General features: G+C 47.3%; 20 protein-coding genes and 2 pseudogenes. 12 read left to right on the top strand and 10 right to left on the bottom strand.

The genetic code is table 11. From position 1 onward, the window contains the following. Window positions 1-57: 57 nt before the first annotated feature. The 3 genes from argS to ACUZ8J_RS02650 all read left to right on the top strand — a co-directional run bounded on the left by argS (window position 58) and on the right by ACUZ8J_RS02650 (window position 3,292). A complete protein-coding gene (gene argS, locus ACUZ8J_RS02660) occupies window positions 58-1,803 on the top strand; it encodes an arginine--tRNA ligase (protein ID WP_446692974.1) in 1,746 nt (581 codons plus the stop codon). 3 nt (window positions 1,804-1,806) lie between these two features. After that, window positions 1,807-2,502 (top strand): SPOR domain-containing protein, encoded by a 696-nt coding sequence (locus tag ACUZ8J_RS02655; protein WP_446692973.1) that lies wholly within the window; start codon window positions 1,807-1,809, stop codon window positions 2,500-2,502. A gap of 565 nt (window positions 2,503-3,067) precedes the next feature. Then, window positions 3,068-3,292 carry a hypothetical protein gene (locus ACUZ8J_RS02650; protein ID WP_446692972.1) on the top strand — a complete coding sequence of 75 codons (225 nt, stop codon included), beginning with the start codon at window positions 3,068-3,070 and terminating at the stop codon, window positions 3,290-3,292. 207 nt (window positions 3,293-3,499) lie between these two features. Here the strand turns inward: ACUZ8J_RS02650 and ACUZ8J_RS02645 are convergent, their stop codons facing one another. From ACUZ8J_RS02645 to ACUZ8J_RS02635, 3 genes and pseudogenes are all read right to left on the bottom strand, one after another. Next, window positions 3,500-4,432 (bottom strand): SPFH domain-containing protein, encoded by a 933-nt coding sequence (locus ACUZ8J_RS02645; RefSeq protein ID WP_023266914.1) that lies wholly within the window; start codon window positions 4,430-4,432, stop codon window positions 3,500-3,502. Then, window positions 4,432-5,365: pseudogene (locus ACUZ8J_RS02640) on the bottom strand (SPFH domain-containing protein). Before ACUZ8J_RS02640 ends, ACUZ8J_RS02645 begins: the two are co-directional and overlap by 1 nt. Window positions 5,366-5,376: 11 nt before the next feature. After that, window positions 5,377-5,847 carry an NfeD family protein gene (locus ACUZ8J_RS02635; RefSeq protein ID WP_446692971.1) on the bottom strand — a complete coding sequence of 157 codons (471 nt, stop codon included), beginning with the start codon at window positions 5,845-5,847 and terminating at the stop codon, window positions 5,377-5,379. A 487-nt stretch (window positions 5,848-6,334) separates the two neighbouring features. On the opposite strand from ACUZ8J_RS02635, the gene ACUZ8J_RS02630 reads away from it, so the two are divergent. Beyond that, entirely contained in the window at window positions 6,335-7,087 is a 753-nt protein-coding gene (locus ACUZ8J_RS02630) for an outer membrane protein OmpK (protein ID WP_011624235.1), read from the top strand. A 106-nt stretch (window positions 7,088-7,193) separates the two neighbouring features. Here ACUZ8J_RS02630 and udp read toward each other — a convergent pair whose 3' ends face one another. After that, window positions 7,194-7,952 carry a uridine phosphorylase gene (udp, locus tag ACUZ8J_RS02625; protein WP_011073831.1) on the bottom strand — a complete coding sequence of 253 codons (759 nt, stop codon included), beginning with the start codon at window positions 7,950-7,952 and terminating at the stop codon, window positions 7,194-7,196. Between the two features lie 412 nt (window positions 7,953-8,364). Between udp and ACUZ8J_RS02620 the strand changes: the two genes are divergently transcribed. Further along, window positions 8,365-8,577 (top strand): YdcH family protein, encoded by a 213-nt coding sequence (locus tag ACUZ8J_RS02620; RefSeq protein WP_023266910.1) that lies wholly within the window; start codon window positions 8,365-8,367, stop codon window positions 8,575-8,577. Window positions 8,578-8,639: 62 nt separating this feature from the next. On the opposite strand, the gene ACUZ8J_RS02615 is transcribed toward ACUZ8J_RS02620, so the two are convergent. Continuing rightward, the gene (locus ACUZ8J_RS02615) at window positions 8,640-9,815 is read right to left on the bottom strand and encodes a type III PLP-dependent enzyme (RefSeq protein WP_208660275.1); all 1,176 of its coding nucleotides are present in this window, start codon (window positions 9,813-9,815) and stop codon (window positions 8,640-8,642) included. A gap of 411 nt (window positions 9,816-10,226) precedes the next feature. After that, window positions 10,227-10,709, bottom strand: coding sequence for a hypothetical protein (locus tag ACUZ8J_RS02610; RefSeq protein WP_446692970.1), 483 nt, complete (start codon window positions 10,707-10,709; stop codon window positions 10,227-10,229). Window positions 10,710-10,876: 167 nt separating this feature from the next. Here ACUZ8J_RS02610 and ACUZ8J_RS02605 point away from each other — a divergent pair, with 167 nt between their 5' ends. Beyond that, the gene (locus ACUZ8J_RS02605; protein ID WP_446692969.1) at window positions 10,877-11,713 is read left to right on the top strand and encodes a mechanosensitive ion channel family protein; all 837 of its coding nucleotides are present in this window, start codon (window positions 10,877-10,879) and stop codon (window positions 11,711-11,713) included. Window positions 11,714-11,830: 117 nt separating this feature from the next. Next, window positions 11,831-13,369, top strand: coding sequence for a tetratricopeptide repeat protein (locus ACUZ8J_RS02600; RefSeq protein ID WP_446692968.1), 1,539 nt, complete (start codon window positions 11,831-11,833; stop codon window positions 13,367-13,369). A 64-nt stretch (window positions 13,370-13,433) separates the two neighbouring features. Here ACUZ8J_RS02600 and ACUZ8J_RS02595 read toward each other — a convergent pair whose 3' ends face one another. Beyond that, window positions 13,434-14,273 carry a LysR family transcriptional regulator gene (locus ACUZ8J_RS02595; protein WP_023266905.1) on the bottom strand — a complete coding sequence of 280 codons (840 nt, stop codon included), beginning with the start codon at window positions 14,271-14,273 and terminating at the stop codon, window positions 13,434-13,436. Window positions 14,274-14,434: 161 nt separating this feature from the next. Here ACUZ8J_RS02595 and ACUZ8J_RS02590 point away from each other — a divergent pair, with 161 nt between their 5' ends. The 5 genes from ACUZ8J_RS02590 (at window position 14,435) to ACUZ8J_RS02570 (ending at window position 20,771) form a co-directional block, all read left to right on the top strand. Further along, the gene (locus ACUZ8J_RS02590) at window positions 14,435-15,166 is read left to right on the top strand and encodes an SDR family oxidoreductase (RefSeq protein WP_023266904.1); all 732 of its coding nucleotides are present in this window, start codon (window positions 14,435-14,437) and stop codon (window positions 15,164-15,166) included. A gap of 492 nt (window positions 15,167-15,658) precedes the next feature. Continuing rightward, entirely contained in the window at window positions 15,659-15,988 is a 330-nt protein-coding gene (locus ACUZ8J_RS02585) for a c-type cytochrome (RefSeq protein ID WP_446692967.1), read from the top strand. A gap of 178 nt (window positions 15,989-16,166) precedes the next feature. After that, entirely contained in the window at window positions 16,167-17,897 is a 1,731-nt protein-coding gene (locus ACUZ8J_RS02580; protein WP_446692966.1) for a DUF3373 domain-containing protein, read from the top strand. 47 nt (window positions 17,898-17,944) lie between these two features. Beyond that, entirely contained in the window at window positions 17,945-19,333 is a 1,389-nt protein-coding gene (locus ACUZ8J_RS02575; protein WP_446692965.1) for a tetrathionate reductase family octaheme c-type cytochrome, read from the top strand. Between the two features lie 277 nt (window positions 19,334-19,610). Then, window positions 19,611-20,771, top strand: a complete 1,161-nt coding sequence (locus tag ACUZ8J_RS02570; protein ID WP_446694894.1) for a putative sulfate/molybdate transporter — start codon at window positions 19,611-19,613, stop codon at window positions 20,769-20,771. A gap of 60 nt (window positions 20,772-20,831) precedes the next feature. Here the strand turns inward: ACUZ8J_RS02570 and ACUZ8J_RS02565 are convergent. The 3 genes and pseudogenes from ACUZ8J_RS02565 to ACUZ8J_RS02555 form a co-directional block, all read right to left on the bottom strand. Beyond that, window positions 20,832-21,835, bottom strand: a pseudogene (locus ACUZ8J_RS02565) (polysaccharide deacetylase family protein). Further along, window positions 21,832-22,476 carry an ester cyclase gene (locus ACUZ8J_RS02560; protein ID WP_023266899.1) on the bottom strand — a complete coding sequence of 215 codons (645 nt, stop codon included), beginning with the start codon at window positions 22,474-22,476 and terminating at the stop codon, window positions 21,832-21,834. Before ACUZ8J_RS02560 ends, ACUZ8J_RS02565 begins: the two are co-directional and overlap by 4 nt. After that, window positions 22,476-23,612, bottom strand: coding sequence for an alkene reductase (locus tag ACUZ8J_RS02555; protein WP_446692964.1), 1,137 nt, complete (start codon window positions 23,610-23,612; stop codon window positions 22,476-22,478). The genes ACUZ8J_RS02560 and ACUZ8J_RS02555 overlap by 1 nt, the downstream gene beginning before the upstream one ends. Between the last annotated feature and the right edge of the window lie 101 nt (window positions 23,613-23,713).

Below are 23,713 nucleotides of genomic sequence, written 5' to 3'. Positions count from 1 at the left end.
GCTAAAATACGCGGTTATTCCCTGTATTCATTCTTAAAGTTAGTAGCTAATTAATCCATGAAATCACATATCCAATCATTACTTGAACAAACTATCGAATCCTTTAAACAACAAGGTATTTTGCCTGCGGATTTTGAGGCTCGAATTCAAGTAGATCGAACCAAGGATAAGAGCCATGGCGATCTGGCAACCAACTTAGCCATGATGCTAACCAAAGCGGCGGGTAAAAATCCCCGCGAATTGGCGCAGCTGATCATCGACAACCTACCCGCCTCAGCCTATGTGGCGAAAGTTGAAATCGCAGGCCCTGGTTTTATCAACTTCTTCATTGATGACAGCGCCTTAGCGAACCAATTACAGGCAGCCATTAGCGATGAGCATTTAGGGATTAAGCTACCAAGGCCACAAACTATTGTCGTGGACTACTCTTCACCTAACCTCGCCAAAGAGATGCACGTCGGCCACCTGCGCTCGACCATCATTGGTGACAGCGTGGTGCGTACCCTCGAGTTTTTAGGCCATAAAGTTATCCGCCAAAACCACGTAGGCGACTGGGGCACCCAATTTGGTATGCTGCTGGCCTACATGGAAGAATTGCGCGCGCAAAATGGCGAACAAGCCCAATTAGAATTATCGGATCTCGAAACCTTCTACCGTGCCGCCAAACTGCGTTTTGACGAATCGGTAGAGTTCGCTACCCGTGCCCGTCAACTCGTGGTTGAACTGCAATCAGGTGACGAATACTGCAACAAACTGTGGCGTGAATTTAACGACATTTCCTTAAGTCACTGCCACGAAGTGTACGAGCGCTTAGGGGTGAGCTTAACCCGCGCCGATGTGCACGGTGAAAGCGCCTATAACGCTGACTTAGAGCAAGTAGTCAAAGATTTAGATGCCCAAGGTTTACTGACCCAAAGCAACGGCGCCAAAGTGGTCTTCCAAGAAGAATTCCGTAATAAAGAAGGCGAAGCGCTGCCTGTTATCATTCAAAAGGCCGATGGTGGTTACCTCTATGCCACCACCGACTTAGCGGCTATGCGTTACCGTTCGAGCGTGCTAAAAGCCGACCGCGTACTTTACTTTGTCGATTTACGCCAAGCGCTGCACTTCCAACAAGTGTTTAGCCTTGCCAAGCTGGCCAAGTTTGTCCGTAACGATATGTCACTGGAGCACTTAGGCTTCGGAACCATGAATGGCGAAGATGGTCGTCCGTTCAAAACCCGTACCGGTGGCGTAGTGAAACTGGTTGATCTACTGGATGAAGCCAATACTCGCGCACTTGAGCTGGTTCGCAGCAAAAACCCAGATATGGATGAAGCGACCTTAGCTGAAATTGCCCGCGTAGTGGGGATCAGCGCTGTCAAATACGCCGATCTGTCCAAAAACCGTACCAGCGATTACATCTTCAGCTTCGAGCAAATGCTGAGCTTTGAAGGCAATACCGCGCCTTACCTGCTATACGCCTACACCCGCGTTGCTGGTATCTTCAAGCGTGCAACCGATATTGACTTAAGCCAAGCCAAGATCGTACTCGAACACGAAAAAGAGAAAGATTTAGGTAACAAACTGGCGCAGTTTGGTGAAATCCTCAGCCGCGTGGTCGACAAGGGCCAACCACATGTACTTTGTGGTTACCTCTATGAATTAGCGGGGGCTTTCTCTAGCTTCTACGAGGCCTGCCCAGTGCTTGCCGCCGATAACGACGAGCAAAAGCATAGCCGTTTACTGCTGTCACAACTGACGGCCAACACGCTGCAAAAAGGCCTTAATCTACTAGGTATCGAAACCCTAGAACGGATGTAAGCCATGAGCAATCGTGACTATGCCAACAGAAGACCGCAAGCGGGCGCGAAACAGCGCCCAATGCGCGCAACACGAGCTAGGCCTGCGGCTAAAAAGGCTGCGCCTCGCCGTAAGCTCCCAATCCCGTTGATCCTGTTCGCCTTTATTGCCGTCGGCAGTTTTGGCTATTTTCTGTTTAGCATTAAAGATACCGCCAAGCAGGAAGCGCCTGTCGAGGTGAAAACCGAGAAGCCGACTAAGGCAAAAGAACCGGCAACGATTCTGACGCCTAAGGTGAAAGAGGCCGAGCGTCAAGCCGTGGAAGTCACTGCGCCGGTACAGGAACAACCCGTTGTTGAAGCGCCTAAGAAAGATCCGAACGCCTTGCCCCCCAAGCCAAAGGAAGAATGGACCTATCTTGACGAGCTTGAGAATAAGCACGTCGAAGTAGATATTCCAGACGTTGTAGCAACCCGAGCACCACAGCAATATCAATTGCAGTGCGCCTCGTTTCGCCAAGAGTCACAGGCGAATCAGATGAAAGCTGTGATTGCCTTCCAAGGATTAGAGGCGCAGGTTAGGCAAATTGAGGGCACCTCAGGCACTTGGTACAAAGTCATCCTCGGGCCTTATGAGCGCAAACGTGATGCCGAGCGTAAGCGTCACACCTTACAAAATGCAGGGATCAATGGCTGTCAGCTGTTAGCCGTTCCAAAGTAATTCCGCTCGCAAAATCAGTCAAAGCATCGCGGCGCGTGACCCATCACGCGCCGCGATTTTTTTATCTTCTTGCCAACTGAAGTCCGCTCCCAACAACCCTTTTCGCCCGTTTCAAACATTGAGCTAATACCAATCGTATTAAATATCTGTTCATTCAGCGGGAGTTAAACGGGCTTTAGACAAGGCGAAGGCTTGAAGGCATAGTGGCGCTCTGTCGAAAGCCTTAAACGCAGTATAAAGCCCGTTCAACCCCGCCCTTCGGGAGCCTCACAGGTATCTCACTCCCGTGTTACATTGACTTAAAAGGGAATAACCATTTCTTCGTCAATGTGCCTTGGATTGAGATACCTGTGAGGCTCTGAACTGATTAGATATTTAATGTGATTGGTATAATTCACAATTTCATTTATGAAATTTATAACCATCTATTTTTAAACAGTAAATTTGTTTATTAAGAAAGATTAATATGGCGTTTAATTGACCTAGATCAAACTTAGGCGTATCTCTTAATTAACAGCAAAACCTGTTGTCTACTCTTCAAAAACCAACCTCAGGGTGAAGTATTATGAATGCATTAATCGAGATTGAAGCCTCTGAATTTAGCCAACTGTTCAAAAGTGGTGATACCTTAAGTATCCGGATGTTTATGGAGCATGTGCACATGCCTCTAGATGTGCAGGATAAGATTTACAACGAGATTTCGGCCTTAGCGGTACTCGAACAAGACACCATAGCGCGCCTTATCGAAACCCATTCCCACTCTGAAATTTCTGAACGCTTGGCCTATTAATCACGGCTGAAGACGACGCGATACGCCAATGGATGGCTGCATTGAGTTCCCTATACGCCGCGCCAGTTAACTAATATTTTTAACCTGCTTTCTTATCATAAATCCCATGCTAAACCACAAAAAAATAAGGCCAAATATCACTATTTGGCCTTAGGTTTATGGGGCTTAAGCTGATGAATATTTAAGCCGCAACATGGTTTACGCGCATTAAGCTTTCTCTTTTAAGCCTATGCTATTCATCCAGTAATCGAAATCGACCATATTACCTGGCAACACCACACGGCTGGACTTCTGGCTTAAGCCATCGAGCTGCTTAAAGTACTGCTCACCGAGCTGCATCCGCAGTGCGTTATGACCACCTGGCGCCGCAATCACCGCCGCTAAACGCTCAATCGATTCTGCAGTAGCTCGCGACAGGGTTAAAATTTCCTCCGCTTTACCTTCGGCCTCGTTGATACGGCGCTGCATTTCACCTTCAGAGCGGTTTACGGTTTCAGCTTTAATCCCTTCGGAGCGATTGATCTTACTCTGCTTATCACCCTCACTCTTTGCCAGTAATGCACGGCGCTCACGCTCGGCATTCACTTGCATTTCCATGGCATTTTTCACTGTCTCGGGCGGCGTGATGTTCTTAATCTCATAGCGGTGTACGCGAATACCCCACATGGCGCCCGCTTGGTCGAGCACTTCCACTACCTTAGCCGAAATCACATCCCTCTCTTCGAAGGTGCGGTCAAGATCTAAGGTCCCGATCACTGAGCGCGTAGTGGTTTGCGCTAATTGAATCGCTGCATAACGATAGTCGGTAATGCCATAGCTTGCCTTCACAGGATCGGTAACAGAGATATAAATCACTCCGTCGACCTCCACATTCACTTCGTCACTTGAGAAACACTCCTGTGGTGGTACGTCGATCGTTTCCTCTTTTAAGTCATGGATATAAGCCACTTTATCGACAAAAGGAATTAAAGTGTGGAAACCCGCATCTAGCGTCGAGTGGTACTTACCCAAACGCTCAACAATGTAAGCGGATTTAGTCGGAACTAAGCGGATGGATTGGAACAGCTTAATCACAAATATGGCGAAAATCAGTCCCCAAATGACCATTACCGCAACATCAGTATTCAATGGGATTTCCATTAGCGTGCTCCTTTGCTAGTTGCATTATGGCCACCCACAGTTTGGGTGACTTGTTCCATTCCTTCGAAGAATCCTTCGAGTTTTGCCATTTCCGCGGGGACAACCGACACTTGCGAATCGTTAAGGATCTTACCGACCTGAGCAATAAACTGCTCTTTTAACAGCATATTCATCGCATCGTTACCGCCATTAACCGCTAACGCTTGGGAAATCATCGCCATGCCTTCGGACTTGGCCTTAGCGATAATGGCAATTTCTTGCCCCGTACCTTTAGCTTCGTTGATACGTTTCTGTTTTTGGCCTTCAGAAATGTTAATCGCCTCTTGGCGTTCACCCTCTGACATATTGATCATTGCGGCCTTTTCGGCATTGGCTAAGGTGATTTCGGCGCGCTTACGACGCTCGGCTTCCATTTGTTTTTCAAGGGTATGGATCACATGGCGCGATGGGGTGATATTACGGATCTCATAACGTAAGACTTTGATCCCCCAAGGCTCTGACGCCTTATCAATCTCGCGCACTATGGATTCATTTAAGGTCACGCTCGGAAAAGGTCTCACTGAGTGTCAGCTTACCGATTTCAGAACGCATAGTGGTTTGTGCCAGATTCACGGCAGCTTTACGATAGTTTTCAATACCGTAGCTCGCTAGTTTTCCATCCATAACCTTGAGATACACTAAACCGTCCACTTCAAGCTGAGTGTTGTCCTTTGAGATACAGCTTTGTGGCGGCACGTCGAGCACTTGCTCACGGGTATCGTGTTTGTATGCGACGCGATCGAAAAAAGGGATTAAGAAATGGAATCCCGGTTGTAGCACCGTGCGAAATTTCCCTAAACGCTCAATGACATGCACCTCACGCATTGGCACTATCAGCATCAGCTTATAGAGAATAAACAAGACAAATAAAATGACTAAGGTAAACACAAACATAGACTCATCCTTTAGTTTTGAGACGTTGCCTGATCAACAGGCTCAACCACTAGGGCAATGTTTTCACGGCATATAATCCTGACCACAGAGCCCGCAGCAATGATACTACCATCCCCCAATGCGGGCCATTCGCTCCCTTGGAACTCGACTCTTCCCGTCGTTTGTCCTGGACCTATGGTTTGTTTCACACGGGCGGTTTGGTTGTAGATATCAAGTTCTTCATCGGTGTTATCCACATGGGAGTCTCCACCAACCAATTTTTGAGTGACTTGCCGAAAGGCGAGTAATAAGACGATGGCAGAAATAAACCACAGTGTCAGGCTCTGCACCACACCTTCCACTAGGCCAATCCCTAAGGCGCCAGCCACCACTAAGCAGGCAGCGCCGAGTAGCACGACAATACCACCAGGTATCACCAGTTCGGCTAGCATCAAGATAATCCCGATAATAGACCAGACTAAAATCAGATTCGAAAACTCCATATTCCCCCCTGAAATGAGAGCATCCTGTGCAGCACTATAGCAGCAGAGTGACAGATATGCGACATAATATGTCATAAATTTATACGCCGATTTAAAAAGCACGGCAAGACAATTCACCGAGGATAATCAGGGAGTGAATTTACTCGGCACCAAAAGCTGACTTAAGTTGTTCTAAAATTAAGCACAATCAATTCAAAAAGTTAGCTTAAAATATCATCATCAATGTATTAAACTACAAAATAAACACTAAAAATCAATAAATTAAACATCATAAAATCCACAATTTGATTATGTGATTTTCACAACAACATTCGATAAAAAACTTTGAATAATTGTAAATTTTTGCATATATTGCCCGCACTTTTTACCTAGCCCTCAGCCAGTACCCATACAAGCCGCACCACCCTAGCCGTTTGTAGGTTCTGCCCTCGGAGCAGGAACTGAGTACAACTTTATATTGCGTCTACCCCTACAATAGGAAATAACAATGAAAAAGACATGCCTATGTCTAGCATTAATGCTTTCACCTCAAGCATTTGCTGGTGACTTAGTACAGTGGTGGGATTTCAGTGCAACCGCCCTTTATGGCGAAGACTACGACTTGGCTCCTTCGGACAAGCAAACAACAGTCACACTCGAAACCGCTGGTGCATGGAAATACGGTGATTGGTTTGCCTTCCAAGATTTTATCTATTTCAAAGGCGACCACACGGGCATGGATAGCACCACCTACGGAGAGATTTCACCTCGCTTTAGCGCAAGCAAAATCCTCGGCGAAAAGATTGCCTTCGGCCCTATTACCGATCTTTCATTAGCCCTCACCTATGAAGAAGGTGAAGGCCCTGTTCATAGCCTGCTCTATGGCTTAGGGGTCGATGTTGCCGTACCTTACTTTACCTACCTTAACTTTAACACCTATCGCCGCGATGCGATGAGCTCAGGTAATATCAGTGATGGTTGGCAATTTACACCAGTCTTCAGAATCGATATTCCAGTTGGGTCAGCCAACATAGTTCTTGATGGCTTTATCGATTGGGTATTTGCAACGGACAACAGTGGTTATGAAGAAAACTTCCACTTTAACCCTCAGCTTAAATACGATTTAGGTAAGAGCCTATTTGGTGACCATAAGGCAAATAAATTGCTTGTCGGTATCGAGTACGATCTGTGGACCAATAAATACGGTGTAAAAGGGGTCGACCAAGACACCTATTCTGTGATTGCTCAGTACCACTTCTAATCTAAGTGATACTGTCAGCCTTAGCGGATATAGCCAATAAAAAAGGTGCCTAGGCACCTTTTTTATTATTCAAATCACTCACTTTGCAGGGGAGTGTTTAGCTAAATTAAGCCAGTAGCTTCTTAGCAGCAGCCACGACAATAGAAACTGCACTGACTTCAGTTTTCTTCATTGTTGCTTCATCAGGAATTTCTTGCTGAGTGCGGTTTACAATAACACCTGCCACACACGCCGCACGCCAACCTTGAGTCGCACACATAGTGAATAAGGTCGCTGATTCCATTTCATAGTTCAGCACGCCCATATCCTGCCACTCTTTCATTGAGCCAGCGAAACGACGGGTCACACGCCCAGTCACAGTGTCATAACGCTCTTGACCTGGGTAGAAGGTATCTGAAGATGCGGTAACACCGATATGAGGTTCTACGCCCGCATCGCGGCACGCAGCAACCATAGCTGTGGTACATTCGAAGTTAGCAACCGCAGGGAACTCCATAGGGGCAAAATGTAAGCTCGCGCCATCTAAACGCACTGACGCTTGAGTCACAATCACATCACCTACATTCACATGGGGTTGAATCGCACCCGTAGTACCCACACGCAGGAAGGTATTCACGCCTAATTGTGCTAATTCTTCAACCGCAATAGAAGTCGATGGACCACCAATACCAGTAGAGCAAATCACCACAGGCTTACCATCAGCATACGCTAAGTAGCTGGTGTACTCGCGGTGACTTGCAAGGAATGTGGCATTGTCCATTAATTCAGCAATACGTTTTACGCGCTCTGGGTCGCCAGGCACAATCGCCAAAGTTGCGCCATCGAGCATCGCTTTGGTCAAACCTAAATGAAATACATCAGCCATCATGAAAACCCCTTTCATTTTTGATAGTAAAATTCTTATATAATCGACTTTAACCTAGTATCGAAGCGGTGAAGGTTAACTTGATCACAGAATTATCGGCAAGAAGAATTGTTCATTCGTAATGTAATTACCAAATCTATTACAGCCTGATCACAAAGATAGCAAATCTGTGATGCTTCTGTCGGCTTGTATCAATTTCGTGGATGTAAGTGTGAGCCAGATCAGACACACTCGCCACACCCAGCAATATAAAAGATATAGGTTATTGATTTATAGCTAGTTTGCTGAAATCACCCTTTAGTATTAATCTGTAGAAGGACAAATATTGATCCATATCACGTTTCATCATCGTGCCTAGGGTTAGGGTTAAGACGAAACCAAAGCATGATAAAAGACGACAAGGAGAACGCCAATGTTTCCAGAATATCGAGATCTGATTAGCACGTTAAAGACTCAAGATGCTCATTTCCAACGTAAATTCAACGAGCACAATCAATTAGATGAGGAAATCAAACAACTGGAAAAACGCGTCGGTAGTGATTTCAATCCCACGGTGAAAGAACTCAAAAGCAAAAAACTGCATTTAAAAGAAGAGATCTATCAAATTCTCAAATCCCACAGCTAAGCTTTTCATCGCGGAAAAACGAAGGGCACCTGAGCGCCCTTTTTGTTGCCTTGCGGTCAAGATTACAGATAGTAATCCTTCAGGGGTGGGAAACCATTAAAGCACACCGCAGAATAAGTGGTGGTGTAAGCACCGGCGGTTAACCAGTACATACGGTCTCCAATCGCAAGGTCATTGGGTAAACCATAGCTGTAGTGCTCATACATAATGTCGGCGCTGTCGCAGGTTGGGCCAGCGATAACACATTTATCCAATTCACCTTGTTTGTGAGTGAAGATTGGGAATTTAATCGCCTCATCCATGGTTTCGATTAAACCAGAGAACTTACCCACATCGGTAAATACCCAACGCTCTAATGCGGTGTAGGATTTCTTACTGATCAACACCACCTCAGACACCAGCACCCCCGCATTTGAGATCAGCGAACGTCCAGGCTCGAGAATTATCTGTGGCAACTCATCACCAAAATCTTCCTTCAGGAAGTGGGTGATTTGCTCGGCATACACACCGAGTTGATTGGTTTTGTCGATATAGTTTGCAGGGAAACCGCCACCCATGTTGATCATCTTCAGTACGATGTTGTGCTCATCTCGCAGACGGTCGAAGATGCTCTTCACTTTACCAATCGCCGAATCCCAAGCGCCGATATCACGCTGCTGTGAACCCACGTGGAATGAAATACCAAAGGGCTCTAAACCTAATTCCTTCGCCAGAACTAACAGCTCATAAGCCATCTCATTTTGGCAACCAAACTTACGGGACAGTGGCCAATCGGCGGTGTCTGTACCTTCAGTCAGGATACGCACATAGATGCGTGAACCTGGCGCTTCTTCGGCGATCATACGTAAGTCGGCTTCTGAATCCGATGCATACATACGCACGCCACGCTCATAAAACGCACGCACATCTTGACGCTTTTTGATGGTGTTGCCATAGCTCACACGGTCAGGTGTTACACCCACGTTAGTGACCATATCTAGCTCATAAATCGAGGCAATATCAAAGTTTGACCCTTTGTCTTTGAGTAACGTCAGGATCTCAGCCGCAGGGTTTGCCTTAACTGCATAATAAACATCGGCATAAGGAAAACTATTAACCATGTCATCGTATTGTTTCGCAATGATACTGGTATCAATCACCACGAACGGGGTCGCTTTATCTTTGGCAAACTCTTCAATACGCTTGAAGGTTTCGGCATCATAATAGTCAGCAACATCAATAGATTGAAATTGGCTCATTGGGCCAGAGTCTCCTTTGGGTCAGATGGTAAAAAGTCACTATGTGTCGTAAAAACGTGCGCAGTAAACGCTATTTTTTTACTTAACGCAACGAATTTTTATGCTTAATAACTAACTTTTTATTCCCCAGAATTTGAAGACAAAATTGAAGATAAAAAATTATCATTAAAACAGATAATTATGCATAAGAGCACAACAGGGAATGTTGACGTTTTTAAGTCAGGAAAAATGAATTTTTTGCGACGTCAATCCAAGCTTATACAGCGAAGGATTAACCGAGGAGAAAAAGGAAGTAAAACCAAACGCCCGATTGAAGAGATCAACCCAATCTTAGCAAACCCAAAGTCATACAGCTAAAGAACGAATAATAGAGTTGAGGAGTCCTCCTCCCCAACTTTAACGGCATAAATATTATTGCTGCGACTCGTTTAGTTTCGCTAAGGCTTGGCCTAGAGCTTCACTCGAATCAAAGTAGGCAATATCTTGAATACTAAAGTTATTGAGCAAAATCATTGTTGCCATATCTTTAGTATCGGGTAACAGGCGGCTGATTTCACCTTCCCGGTCCAAGCCAATGGCAAAGGGCAATTCCTGCATTTGCGGCACAGCGACAAACTTAGCAATCAATGATGGCATACCACTGATATCCGCCACATAGACTAAATGCAACGGAAACTTATCTCCCGCCAATGGTGTAAGCGTTTCTTTAATAATATCGCCGCCTTTCATACTGCGGCTAAAGAGTAGCACTTTGGTTTCATTGGTCACACTGACCACTTGCTCATTTTGATCCTGTAAAGTAATAGGATTGATCGCATCACCAGCAACATAACTCGCCGCTAAGGCCATCATGGGAGTGAAAAGGAAGGACAGGCACAACAACAGCTTTCTCATAAACACTTACTCCATTTTTAATACGGGCAATAGCATACCCGAGTCTCGCAACCCGCTCATTTAATCCGACCCATTACATGATACGCTTCACAATGCATGACAAATACGCCTTTCAACACAATTGTACGTTATACTAGGGCGGTAAAATTAATTGCAAGGATATCATAATGATAACACCAGGACTTGATCAAGAATTGCAGCAGCTGCAGGGCGTTTACCAACTTATTACCGAATTTTTAGTTAATTATAGTTTCCAGTTAATCGGCGCGGCGCTGGTCTTTTTATTGGGTCTATGGGTGGCTAGCAAAGTCTCGCGCTTAGTGGCCAAGCAGTGCGAAAAGCACCAAATCGACATCACCCTCAGTAACTTTGTCAGCAACCTGATCCGCATCCTGATCATTGTCATGGTGGCCATTATTGCCCTAGGCAAGATAGGCATTAGCGTCACTCCAATGGTAGCAGCGATTGGTGCAGCCTCCCTCGGCGCGGGTTTGGCCCTACAGGGCATGCTGTCGAACTATGCCGCAGGGGTAACTATTATTGTGACTCGGCCTTTTGTAGTCGGAAATACCATCGAAATCAAAGGTGAAAGTGGTGTCGTCACACGGATTAATTTAGGGATGACGATTTTAACCAATGAAGAAGGCGAGCAAATTAGCATTCCCAACAAGCATATTGTCGGCGAGATATTGCATAACTCCTTCAGTAATAAGCTGGTCGAAACCCAATTTAACCTGAGTTATAACAACAATCCAGAAGCGGCAATAAGCCTAATCACTGAGCTGCTGAGCCAAAACCCCAATGTCAGTCAGGACACTACGCCAAATATTGGTATTAATGGTTTTAATGCCATCGGTATTGAGGTTGGTGTGCGTTACTGGGTGCCAACTCAAAACTACTTCCAGCATAAATATAAGATTAACCTAGCAATTTATAACGCCCTCAAACAGGCGGGAATTGAAATGGCTTGCCCAGTGCGAGAAATTCATTTGCAAGAAAAGTAAGCGCATCCGCCGAGGCGAATGGCCTATACCATTCGCCCCATCTAACACAGTTAACTTGCAATTTTTTCGGGATACGCGTTTACTGTGCAGCCCAAATATCGATAGTGACGGAATACTATGTTGTTGATACTTATCATTATAGCTTTTATCGTACTCTTTGTTTTTTTCGCAAAGTACCAAAAAAAGAAGATTCAAGCCGAAGCACTTGCCGCAGGAGAACCCTCAGCGTTACTCAATCACGGACTGACATTAATCAATCAAGGCGAAGTCAATTCAGGCCTAGACTATATTCAGCAGGCCGTCGATAAAGGCTTCGCTGTGGCAGCCATTGCCATGGCCGAACTATATTCGGGCCGTTTCCCGCAGGTTCCGGCCGATATCAAAGCGTCTAATGATTGGTATCGAAAAGCCGCCGAGATCGATCCGCAATATTTACCCATGCTCACCCTGACTAGCTTGGTCGCCTCTGAGGCGCAAACACCCGAGCAGTTAGGCGAACAGGTAGAACAGCTCAAAGCCAGTGCAGAAGCGGGGCAAGTCGAGTTTCAATATGAGCTCGCCTATTTGTATCTTAGACAACCCTTTCTCGATCCCGATGCTAGCCAAGCCATTTATTGGTTCGAAAAGGCGGCCGCCCAAGGCAACCAAGATGCCTATTACCACCTAGGCACCTTGTATTGGCACGATGAACGTGTCACGCCAGACTATAGCAAAGCGCGGGAATACTTTGAGAAAGCCGTCGCCGCTGGTGATGAACTTGCAAAAGATAACTTAGGCCATATGCTGGCCTCAGGCCAAGGCGGCCCTAAGGACCTCGTCCGCGCCGAAGCTTTACTCAGCGAATATGCCGCAGAAAATGATTTTCGTCAGTTTTACCTAGGCAAACGTTTCCTCTATGGTGAAGATTTTGCCGTCGACTACGGTAAGGCTCGCTATTGGTTAGAAAAATCCTGCGCTGCTGGCAATATTTTTGCTAAGTTAGCGCTGGCACACCTTAAACTACTCGACCCACAAACGGATAATGACTACCAGCAGGCAAGAACAGAATTTGAAACGCTGGCGTCCCAGTGGCAAGAAGAAGCCCTATTCGGCCTAGGTAAAATCTACGAGGAAGGCTTAGGCGTCTCGCGCCAACCGATTAAAGCCTTAATGTATTACCAACTGGCAGCCATGAGCCATATCAGTGATTATCAAGACGCATATGAGAAGCTCAGTAAGCGCTTGGGCACCCTAGAGATCCGCGAAGCCCAAAGCCTGTGTAATAACTTTCTGCATCAACATCCTATCCCCGATGAGCAGCAGGCTTATTACCATCTTAACCAAGCAGAAATCTACCGCAAGGGTGAGCATCCGAGCCGCGAAGCGCTGCAAACCGCAGAGACTTGGTACCGTAAAGCTGCCGACTTGGGCAGCCAAGATGGTATGCAAGCCCTCGTTGATATCAACCGCCATGAGTCGATTGATAAACCAGTACAAACATATATTTGGTCGAGTATATTACTGCGCAACTTTGGTAAATACGGGATGAATAGCGATCAACTCTTGTATCAACAACAGGCCCTATCCCGCTTAACGGAGTCCGAGCTGTTGTATGCCCAAGATGAAATCGAGAGGATTGAAACTCAGCTAGCACCTTACTTACAGAGTAATGAATAAGGATTAAGTTGCTGAATACTGGGGTTTAGCTGTTTGGCCAAACCCTATGATTAAAAACCACGGCTTAAGCCGTGGTTTTGCTCAAATGCCGCAGCAATGTTGCCAACGTTGGCGCAACGGTTTGATGGGATGGATAACACAAGCCAATACGGCGAAACATCCTAGGCCCATCGAATTTAATCTGTTTAAGCCGAGGCTCGTCTTCGATTAATCCATCGGGGAGAAAACTCACCCCAAATCCCGCCAGAACCAGCGACATCACTAAAGACTTAGATTCCGCCTTCGCCACCAAATTGAGCGACAAATTGCTGCAGGCGAGTAAGCCGATGGTTTGCTGATGCGCCTCGCAGGGTGGGCACTCAATAAAGTCATACTGGCTTAACTCTTCGGGGCGAATACTGCTGAGCTGCGCAAGCCTATGCTCACTCGGCACACACAGCACATAGTCCTCCTCCCATAACGGAAAAAACACTTCATCCTCATGGCGTAAACTGTCTAAGGTTAACCTGCAATCCGCAGGGCTTTGATAATCCACCAGCTCTAAATCTAAATGGCTAATCGCCTGATTGATTTGAGTTAATAACCCTGCAAGACGACGCTGACTCAGATCGGGCATCACGGCTAAGCGCAACTTTTGTCGACTCGCTTTTGCCATAAATAGAGCGGGTAATTTACTGGCTTCCTCCACCAACTTAACTGCCAGTGGATAAAGATAGTGGGCACTATCCAAAGCTTTTACGCCCTTTTTACTGCGCTCGAATAAGGCGCCGCCAAGCTCTTCCTCTAACTGTTTAAGCCCAGCAGAGAGCGAGGGCTGGCTGACATAACAACGTGTTGCCGCCGCGGTAATATTGTTTTCTTCATAAATTGCGATAAAAAACCTTAATAGGCGTAAATCAACCATTTGCCGTCACCTTACCTTCTCAGCATGCTGTCATAGGTAAAGCCTATCATATTCAGTGAAAATAAGTATTTTTCAGTCCAAAAACCGCCACTTATACTAACGTCCAAGTTAGAGATTCATCAATCAACCCCATTTAACGCTTATAAAGATAGGAATGACAAATGACAAATACTACTCAGCCCCTCGTTGTGATCACTGGCGCCTCATCGGGCATAGGAGCCGCCATCGCCAAACAATTTAGCGCTGCAGGACACCCACTCTTACTGTTAGCGCGCCGAGTCGAGGCAATGCAAGCTCTTGCTTTACCAAACAGTTTGTCCATCAGCGTTGATGTAACCGATGCAGACGCCATTAAGGCCGCCATTAACCAAGCGGAAGCACAGTTTGGCCCAGTCGGTTGCCTTATCAACAACGCTGGCGTCATGCTGCTTGGGCAAATTGATACTCAAGATCCCAACGAATGGAGCCGCATGCTCAATATCAATGTGATGGGCGTGCTCAATGGTATCCATGCGGTTTTAGCCGGAATGAAGGCGCGCAAAACCGGCACCATTATCAATATCAGCTCAGTGGCGGGACGTAAGACCTTCCCCAACCATGCGGCTTATTGCGCGACAAAATTTGCCGTGCATGCCTTAACCGAAAACATCCGCGAAGAAGTCGCAATGGACGATGTACGCCTAATCACCATTGCGCCAGGAGCGGTCGAGACAGAACTATTAAGCCACACCACGGATGATGCTATCAAAGCTGGCTACCAAGATTGGAAAGTACAAATGGGCGGTGTGATCGCCCCGGAAAACGTTGCCGCAGCAGCATTATTTGCTTGGCAACAACCGCAAAATGTCTGTGTGCGTGAGATAGTGTTAGCGCCAACACGCCAGCAACCTTAAGCAACGTGCTTGGCACGACCTCGCTATAGTCATGGGTAAAACGCAGTGTGCGAGTGCCACTGCGTTTAAAAATATAAAAATCGACCGAGTGTGCTCAACGCCTAGCGGCAAAAACCTCCCCCTCCACACAGCAAAAATGGAGCTAAATCATTCCGAACGACTACTTTAGCGATCGCAAATTTTACAAAGTGCTAACTCGATCACTCTCATTTTCCGCCCTATCCGACTTAAAACCCTAGCTGCGACACAACAGGCTAATTTAGCAATAAAAACAAATCATTGTTTTTGAAAATGTAAATTCCCACCCAAATCATTCCACCACCAATCAATTAGATTTTTATCAATGAAATTTTTATCAATTAGATTTTTTTAATGGAAGTGATATACCTCAAATAAACATCCCATCACCTTTGATAAATTTATTCACAAGGTGGAAGCAATAGCCACATTCCACCAACAAAGTCATGTGAATGACAATTAAGAAAGGATGAGATGATGAAAACTTCAACTAAGATCGCAATCGCCGTCGCGCTGATTAGTAGCTTAGGCCTTCAAGCCTATGCCGCCGAAGGGGGTAATCCTAAAAAAGGAAAGCACCTCTATAAAAAAGAATGTAAAGCCTGCCATAGCCAAGGTGGTGAAGGTGGCGAGCTAACCCCAATGAGCAAAACCATGAGCCAATGGGATCGCTTTTTCGACAAAGATAAACACAAACTCAAACCTGAGGTATTCAATGGCCTCACTGAGCAAGAGCTCAAAGATATACAGCAATTTCTGTATGACCATGCTGCCGACTCGGAGCAACCGCAAACCTGCGGTTAATTGCTGCTAAGCCTAAATCAAAGGGATAACCGCAGGCCTGCAACTGCAAGTTAACCCATTGAAATAAAATCCAAGCCCAATAAGAGAAAAATGGGGAGCACACCTCAGGGCCTCCTGTTGGGTAAATTTGGCACAGAGCCTTGAGCCAGTGCCAGCGGAACACTCAGGGAGAAACCCTATGCGTACACGTACACTCATTTCGATATTGGTTGCTAATGCGCTGTTTATGTCCGGCCAAGCCTTTGCCGCAGCGAACGAAGCACAAGCAGACACCCAAAAAATGGCAGAGCTGAAACAACAGCTTGCCGATATCACCGAACAGCTCGATGAACTCAATAGTCGTGTCGATAAAACCGAACGCCACACCTCGTTAGATCGCCTTGAAATCACCGGCGACTTTAGAACCAAGGCTCACTCACTGCATTACCGCGATGTCGTTTGGGACCCCGCCATTAAGGTTAACTTTAATGACTTTGGCGCCAAGGCCATGTCCGGCGCCTTTGGGATGCCAAACGATCCTAATTCACCTCTCGGACAGATGATGCAAGCCAACCCAGACCTTGCGGCCGCCTTTCAAAATGGCATGTTACAGGGCGTGATGCCCTATGTACTCGCGCAGCAACATATCCAAGATATTGATAACGATATCTTTTACACCACTCGCCTGCGGTTAAATCTTAAGGCCAAGGTATGGGATAACGTCAGCTTTGCCGGTCGTCTTAGCATGTACAAAAACTGGGGCGACTCCACAGGCGTGCAAGTGTTCGACTCTTGGCGCTCATTTACTATGGATGGCACCAGCAGCGGTAACACCAGCGGTGACTGGCTGCGGGTAGAGCGCGCCTATTTCGACTGGAAAAAAATCAACGGCTCCGAGTTTTACCTCTCGATTGGCCGCCGCCCATCCACCTATGGCCCACCAAGCCACTACCGTGAAAACGAACTGCGTGGCGGCACACCTTCGGGCCATTTAGTTAACTTTAACTTCGACGGTGCAACCTTAGGCTACAACCTAGGGAAAATCACTGGAGTTGAGGGGCAAGTGGTTCGCTTCTGTTATGGCCAAGGCTTTGAATCCCAATGGGGTAATGGCGAAATGTTTGGTGATATCGTCACCAAGGATACTCACCTCGGCGGCTTTAATATCGATGCCATCAACGACGGTACTAACTTCCTGCAATTTACCCTGTTTGGTGCCAAAGACGTGAACGACGGCTTTAAAGGCACTATGGCCTTCCCGACCCAACTGGCGGGAATTTTCGCCCCCACCATGTACCAGGATATGCAAAAGTTTGACAACTTTAACTTTGTCACCCGAGTGCAACCTAGCGGCGTCATTGGTGATATGTACCTTGGCGGCATTGGCTTTGCGCGGGAAGAAGCTAACGATATTAAATGGTTTGCATCACTGGGTTGGACACGCGCAGAGCCAAATGGCAATGCTGGCATGTTCGGCGGCATGTTATCCGATGCGGTGTTTGAAGCTGAGCTCAATAGCACAGGGACCGAAATCATCATGGTGCCGAAAACCAGCGATGATACTGAGACCAAAGATGGTTATGGCATCTATGTAGGTATCCAAATCCCTGCGCCCTACGGCAAGTTTGGCTTGGAATATAACTACGGTTCTAAATATTGGACGCCCTTTACCCAAGCCCAAGATGACCCAATCGGTAGCAAGTTAGCCACCCGTGGCCACGTCGGCGAGGCCTATTACATCTTTGATATCAATCCCAAAATGTTTATCAAACTGGCTGGACTCTACTACGACTACGAATACACAGGTAGCGGCACACCTGTGGGCGCACCACAAAAAATCGATGAGGTGCTAGCGGGCTCAGCCTACTCGATGCTACCGGTAGTCGATAAGGCCTTCGATGTTAACGCCTCGCTGACCATTAACTTCTAACCTAGACGCCATTCAGCCCTCGGTATCGCCGAGGGCAGGAGTACAGAATGAAAAAACTCATTGTTATTGCCTTAGCGGGTATGGCGTTGCAAGCGCAGGCTGCCAATCCCCATAAAGACGTTCTCAAAGGCCCCTTCGCAACAGGTTCTGAGGTCACGACTCAGTGCTTAACCTGCCACGAAGAACAAGCCACGGACATGATGAAAACCTCCCACTGGACATGGGAATTAGAACAAAAGCTCCCCGATAGAACCGTATTACGCGGTAAGAAAAACAGTATCAATAACTTCTGTGTGTCGATTTCCAGCAACGAGCCTCGCTGCACTAGCTGCCACGCTGGTTATGGTTGGAAGGACAGCAACTTTGATTTTAAAGATAAAACCAAAGTGGACTGCTTAGTCTGCCACGACACTACAGGCACCTATGTAAAAGACCCTGCTGGTGCAGGTGAACCCATGGCAAAACTCGATCTGGCGAAGATCGCGCAAAACGTGGGTGAACCCGTGCGGGATAACTGCGGTAGCTGCCACTTCTATGGTGGCGGTGGTGATGCGGTCAAACATGGGGATCTAGACTCCTCCATGGCCTATCCCGATAAAGCCACTGATGTACACATGGACAGCGACGGCAATAACTTCCAATGCCAAAACTGCCATACCACTGAAAAACATCAAATATCAGGTAATGCGATGGGCGTATCCCCTGGCGGTATTGACCATATAGGTTGTGAGAACTGCCACGAGAGTGCACCGCATAGCAACAAAAAGCTCAATACCCATACAGCAACCGTGGCTTGCCAAACCTGCCATATTTCCTTCTTCGCTAAGAATGAACCCACCAAGATGCACTGGGATTGGTCAACCGCAGGGGATGATAAGCCTGAAACCGTAGATCAATATGGTAAACACACCTATCAAAAGAAAAAGGGTGACTTTGTGTGGGAGAAAATGGTCAAGCCCCAGTACGCTTGGTACAACGGCACGGCTAACGCTTATATGGCGGGGGACAAGATGGACCCGAAAGTCGTCACTAAGCTGACCTACCCTATGGGCGACATTAACGACGCTAAAGCCAAGATTTATCCATTTAAGGTGCATACTGGTAAGCAAATTTACGACAAAAAACTCAACATCTTTATCACCCCAAAAACCTATGGCAAAGGCGGATATTGGAGCGAGTTTGATTGGAATTTAGCGGCGAAACTGGGTATGGAAGCCAATCCAACCATGTTGGAAAAAGGCATCAAATACAGTGGTGAATATGACTTTGCTGCCACTGAAATGTGGTGGCGGATCAACCACATGGTGTCACCTAAAGAGCAAGCGCTTAACTGTAATGATTGCCATAACAAAGGCACTCGCCTCGATTGGCAAGCCTTGGGCTATCAAGGCGACCCAATGAAAAACAAGCAAGGCCCTAAACATAAGCAACCATAAGCTGTTCCACTCGCTATCGCCTAACCAAGCCTGATGGCATAGCGAGTATCGCTCCCCTGCAAACCTTTGAGAGCTTAGTACCCGTTGGCTAAGCTCTCTTTTTTATCAGCTATCTCTGCCAACAAAGACAAATCGGCACAGAGAAAAACAATACTGTCCCAGTTTGTCTCAATCTATAGGTATAAAAGGGACTTTTGCTCTGTTTATAAGTCAAATCAACTGATTTTTATGGCATTTATTTTGCCTAATCAGGCAATGTTCAATTGTGGCAACCTCTATGACCGCGGGCAAAATCCCAACCTATTTTACGACTCAACCGTTAAACCGTGTACTCGGTGAAACCAGTGGTGCATTCGCCGACCTAGGCACTTTTTTACCGTTAGTCTTGGGCTTAATTGCCCTAAACCAATTTTCGCCCCAAGGGATATTTTTAGGCTTTGGCGCATTCGCCATCTTTAGCGCCTTATTTTATCGCCTCCCTATTCCCGTTCAGCCCATGAAGGTCATCGCCGCCCTCGTCATCGCCCAAGGCTTTACCCCTGGCATGTTGCAGGCGAGCGCCATGTTGATGGGCATTATCCTGTTAATCTTGGCCTTTAGCGGCGCCATCACTTGGCTTGCCAAGCAATTATCCCAAGCCGTGAGTGTGGGGATTCAATTAGCGATTGGTCTGCAATTGATGTGGATGGGCGCCAAGATGATGAGCGACTTTTGGTTGCTCGGACTCAGCGCGTTTGCCTTGCTATTTGCGAGTAAATTCTTACCGTTACGCTACCTTGCCATGCCACTGGTGATCGCAGCAGGCATGTTGTGGCAAGCCAATAGCCAAACCGATATGGCTACCAGCCTGAGCATTCCCGCCTTGAGTGCACCTTTGCATCTGGCTTGGCCGACATTAAATGAGTGGAGTTCAGCGGCGATTTTACTGGTGTTGCCACAGCTCGCCCTCACCTTAACCAATGCGGTGATTGCCACCTCGGTGATGGCGCAGGAAAAATTCCCTGAAGATGCCGCCAAACTCACCCCTAAGAACTTAGCGATTAGCTCTGGGCTTGCCAATTTGTTACTCGCGCCTTTTGGCGCTGCAGCCATGTGTCACGGTGCGGGAGGGTTGGCGGTGCAGTATCACTTTGGCGCGCGAACTCACCTTGCGCCACTGATTTTTGGCGGCACTTGTCTTGTCATCGCCCTGTTTTGGGATAGCCAAATGGCGTGGTTACTCGGGCTTATTCCTGTAGCGATTCTCGGCAGCTTACTTTCTATCGGCGGATTGCAATTAGCCTGGTCAAAACGCCTTATTGATGGTAAGCCCTTCTGTATCTTTGTGATCCTCGCAACCGCAGTCACTTGCTTGGCTGTCAACGCCGCCGCTGGGCTGGCTGTTGGTATTCTTCTCGAGCAAGGGCGCCGCACTTGGGTCATGCTCGCCATGCGTTAAGCACCAATATCTCCAAGAAAGTAAAAAACACAGCACCTCCCTGTGCTGTGTTTTTATCTCTTAAAATGTTCTTGCAGGATTGGTGGGCGTATCCTTTTGTGCCAGCGCCCATTTCGCTATCGCATCCTTACGCATAAAACCTACTTTTGCGTGTTCCTTAGCATATTGAATAAACTTGTCTAAGGCATTGGCAAGACTGGCGTCCCCCCGATACGGTCGTGCACACTAATTGACATCATCCGCCGCTGGGATGCGCCTTCCTGATAAAGCATATCGAATTCGTCTTTAAGCTCCTGCAAGAAAGCGGCAGCCGTCATCGCAGTATTGCCACCAAAGCGACCTATATCATTGTTACGTAAGGTATAAGGCACCACGGCAAATGGCTTACCCTGCACAGGGATAATTGAAGGTTCATCCCTTGATAGATCATCAATATGATAGATAAAGCCTAAATCCTGCAGGATATTTAAGGTTTGGGTGCTGTGGCGCATCCAAAACGCATTAAACCCTATGGGACGCTGGCCGGTAATCTTTTCTAAGGTATTGATACTCTGGATATAAGAATCACGCTCCTGCGCTGGCGACATACTGTATTGCGGCGTCCACGTCTGCCCATGGCCTGAAATCTCATGGCCTTCATCCGCCACTTGTTTGGCAAGTTGTGGATGTAATTCGGCGGCGCGGCCCACCATGTGGGATGTCACCTGAATATTGTGCTTACGCCATAAACGTAGCAAACGCGGTATCCCCTCATTCATCCCGTAGTCGTACCAACTGGGGGTAATAGTATCTGGATAACCCTGCTCCATTGGTGGAAACGGACCTTCGGCGTTTTTATCCTGCGCGCCAGCCTCAAACTGCATGGAGATAGAAATCACTAGTTGTTCGCCATTAGGCCAAAAACGCTTATTCATACTGCCTCCAACAGAAGTTTGTGTTTGATCATCGAGTGCCACTAAACCTGGTAACCCCATGGAAAAGGCTGATTGACTTAGCCCTACACCCGCCACCAAAGCACCGCCCGCCTGTAGACTGGTCTTTAAAAATTGTCGACGTGGGTTCATGACTTGGCTCCTGTGGTCACAGCTTTAGCGGCAAGCTGGCTAAATAGCGTCTGATAATCCTCAAGGTGCCAGTTGTCTGTGATAAAACCATCACGCACTCGGTACATATCTACGGCGCGAAAATCAATTTTTTGCCCTTGTCCACGCTGTTCACCAAAGACACCAGTAAAATGGCCATTAAAGCGGAGACGCACAACCGCACGGTCACCGACCACCAGCAGGTGCTCAACGGTTACCGAGAGATCGGGCACCGCCGCCCTGAAGTGCTTAGAAGCGTCGAGCGGACCAGTAATCCCCTGTGCACGACCTTCTGGCAAGGTGCGATCGATAAAACTGGTCGCTAATGCCCAGTGGGCAAATGTTGGGTCGCCAGTATCCCAAAAACTAGCGTATAGCAAAGCGGCGTGGGCAATAGATTCAGCCTGTGGTGAACCATCGCTGATCAGCTCCATTGCCGTTACCTTAGGAGTAAGAGCGGTTTTGACATCAACACTGGCTTGGGTTGAACCCCCTTGAGCGGCAAATGCCGTCATGCTTAGACTCGCAAGCGCAAAGCCTATAATGGCTAAGCCGAGTAATCCTGAGCTCCATAAACCGACTTTTATCCAAGGCGCAACGGCGCAATAAGTACGATGTTGCATTATGCCACCTCATCATCACTAGAGCGGATCACAGCTCGCAGCGCCGTTTGATAACTTGGATAATCCGTATATCCAGCCGCACTGCCACCAAATAATGGCCCCTTATCGAAGGGTGATAGGGGTAATTGATTGGCTAAACGATAGGGCAGATCGGGGTTAGCGATAAAGGCGCGACCAAAGGCCACTAAATCGGCATAACCTTTTTCGATAACCTCATTGCCACGCTCGACATCGTAGCGACCCGCCACAATAATGCTGCCTTTAAATACTTTGCGAAGCTCGATTCTGAAAGACTCAGGCACCTGTGGCGCATCGTCCCAATCGGCTTCCGACAAGTGCAAATATGCTACGCCCAACGCCGATAAATGCTTAGCGGCTAACAGGATAGTATCGACTATCTCAGGGCAAGCCATGTCTTTAAAAGTCACATAGGGTGCGAGGCGAACGCCTACTTTATCGGCACCAATCTGGGCACTTACCGCTTCAACCACTTCCAATAAAAAGCGAATACGTTTTTCAGGCGTGCCGCCATAGGCATCGGTTCTGTGGTTAGAGTTAGTTCGTAGGAATTGGTCGAGGAGATAACCATTACCACCGTGGATTTCGATGCCATCGAAACCTGCGGCAACGGCATTTGCCCCTGCCTTGGCAAAGTCGGCCACTACGCGGTCGATATCCGCTTGGGTCATTTCCCTCGGCTCGGGGCAATCTACCATTTGTCCCTCAGGATGCTGCTCATCAACAATCCACACCTTAGTACCAACAGGGGTTATCGCCGAAGGTGCAATGGGCGCAGCTCCCTGCTGAAAAATGGGATGGGACACTCGGCCCACATGCCAGATTTGATTAAAGATTTTGCCACCCGCTTGATGAACCGCCGCGGTGACTTTTTTCCAGCCGTCAATTTGTGCCTCGGTATAAACGCCGGGGGTAAAAGAGTAGCCTTGGCTGTCGTCCGAAATTTGGGTCGCTTCGGTAATGATCAAACCTGCCGAAGCACGCTGGGCGTAATATTGCGCCATTAAGTCGTTGGGAATATTCCCAGGCTGTGTGGTACGCGCCCGAGTCATCGGCGCCATCACGATACGATTTTGCAGTGTCAGCGCCGCTGACTCATAGGCTGTAAATAAACTCATATGCACTCCGAACCATAAATGAAGTTTGAATATCTGAGTGCAATAGTGCATTAATTAATCTATATTGATAATCGGCCAAATATTTAAATCATTTTCAAAAA

Source organism: Shewanella sp. Koi 1, assembly GCF_052907445.1.
Note: the sequence above shows the minus strand (reverse complement) of the source record. Positions and strands in the feature narration are given on the sequence as shown.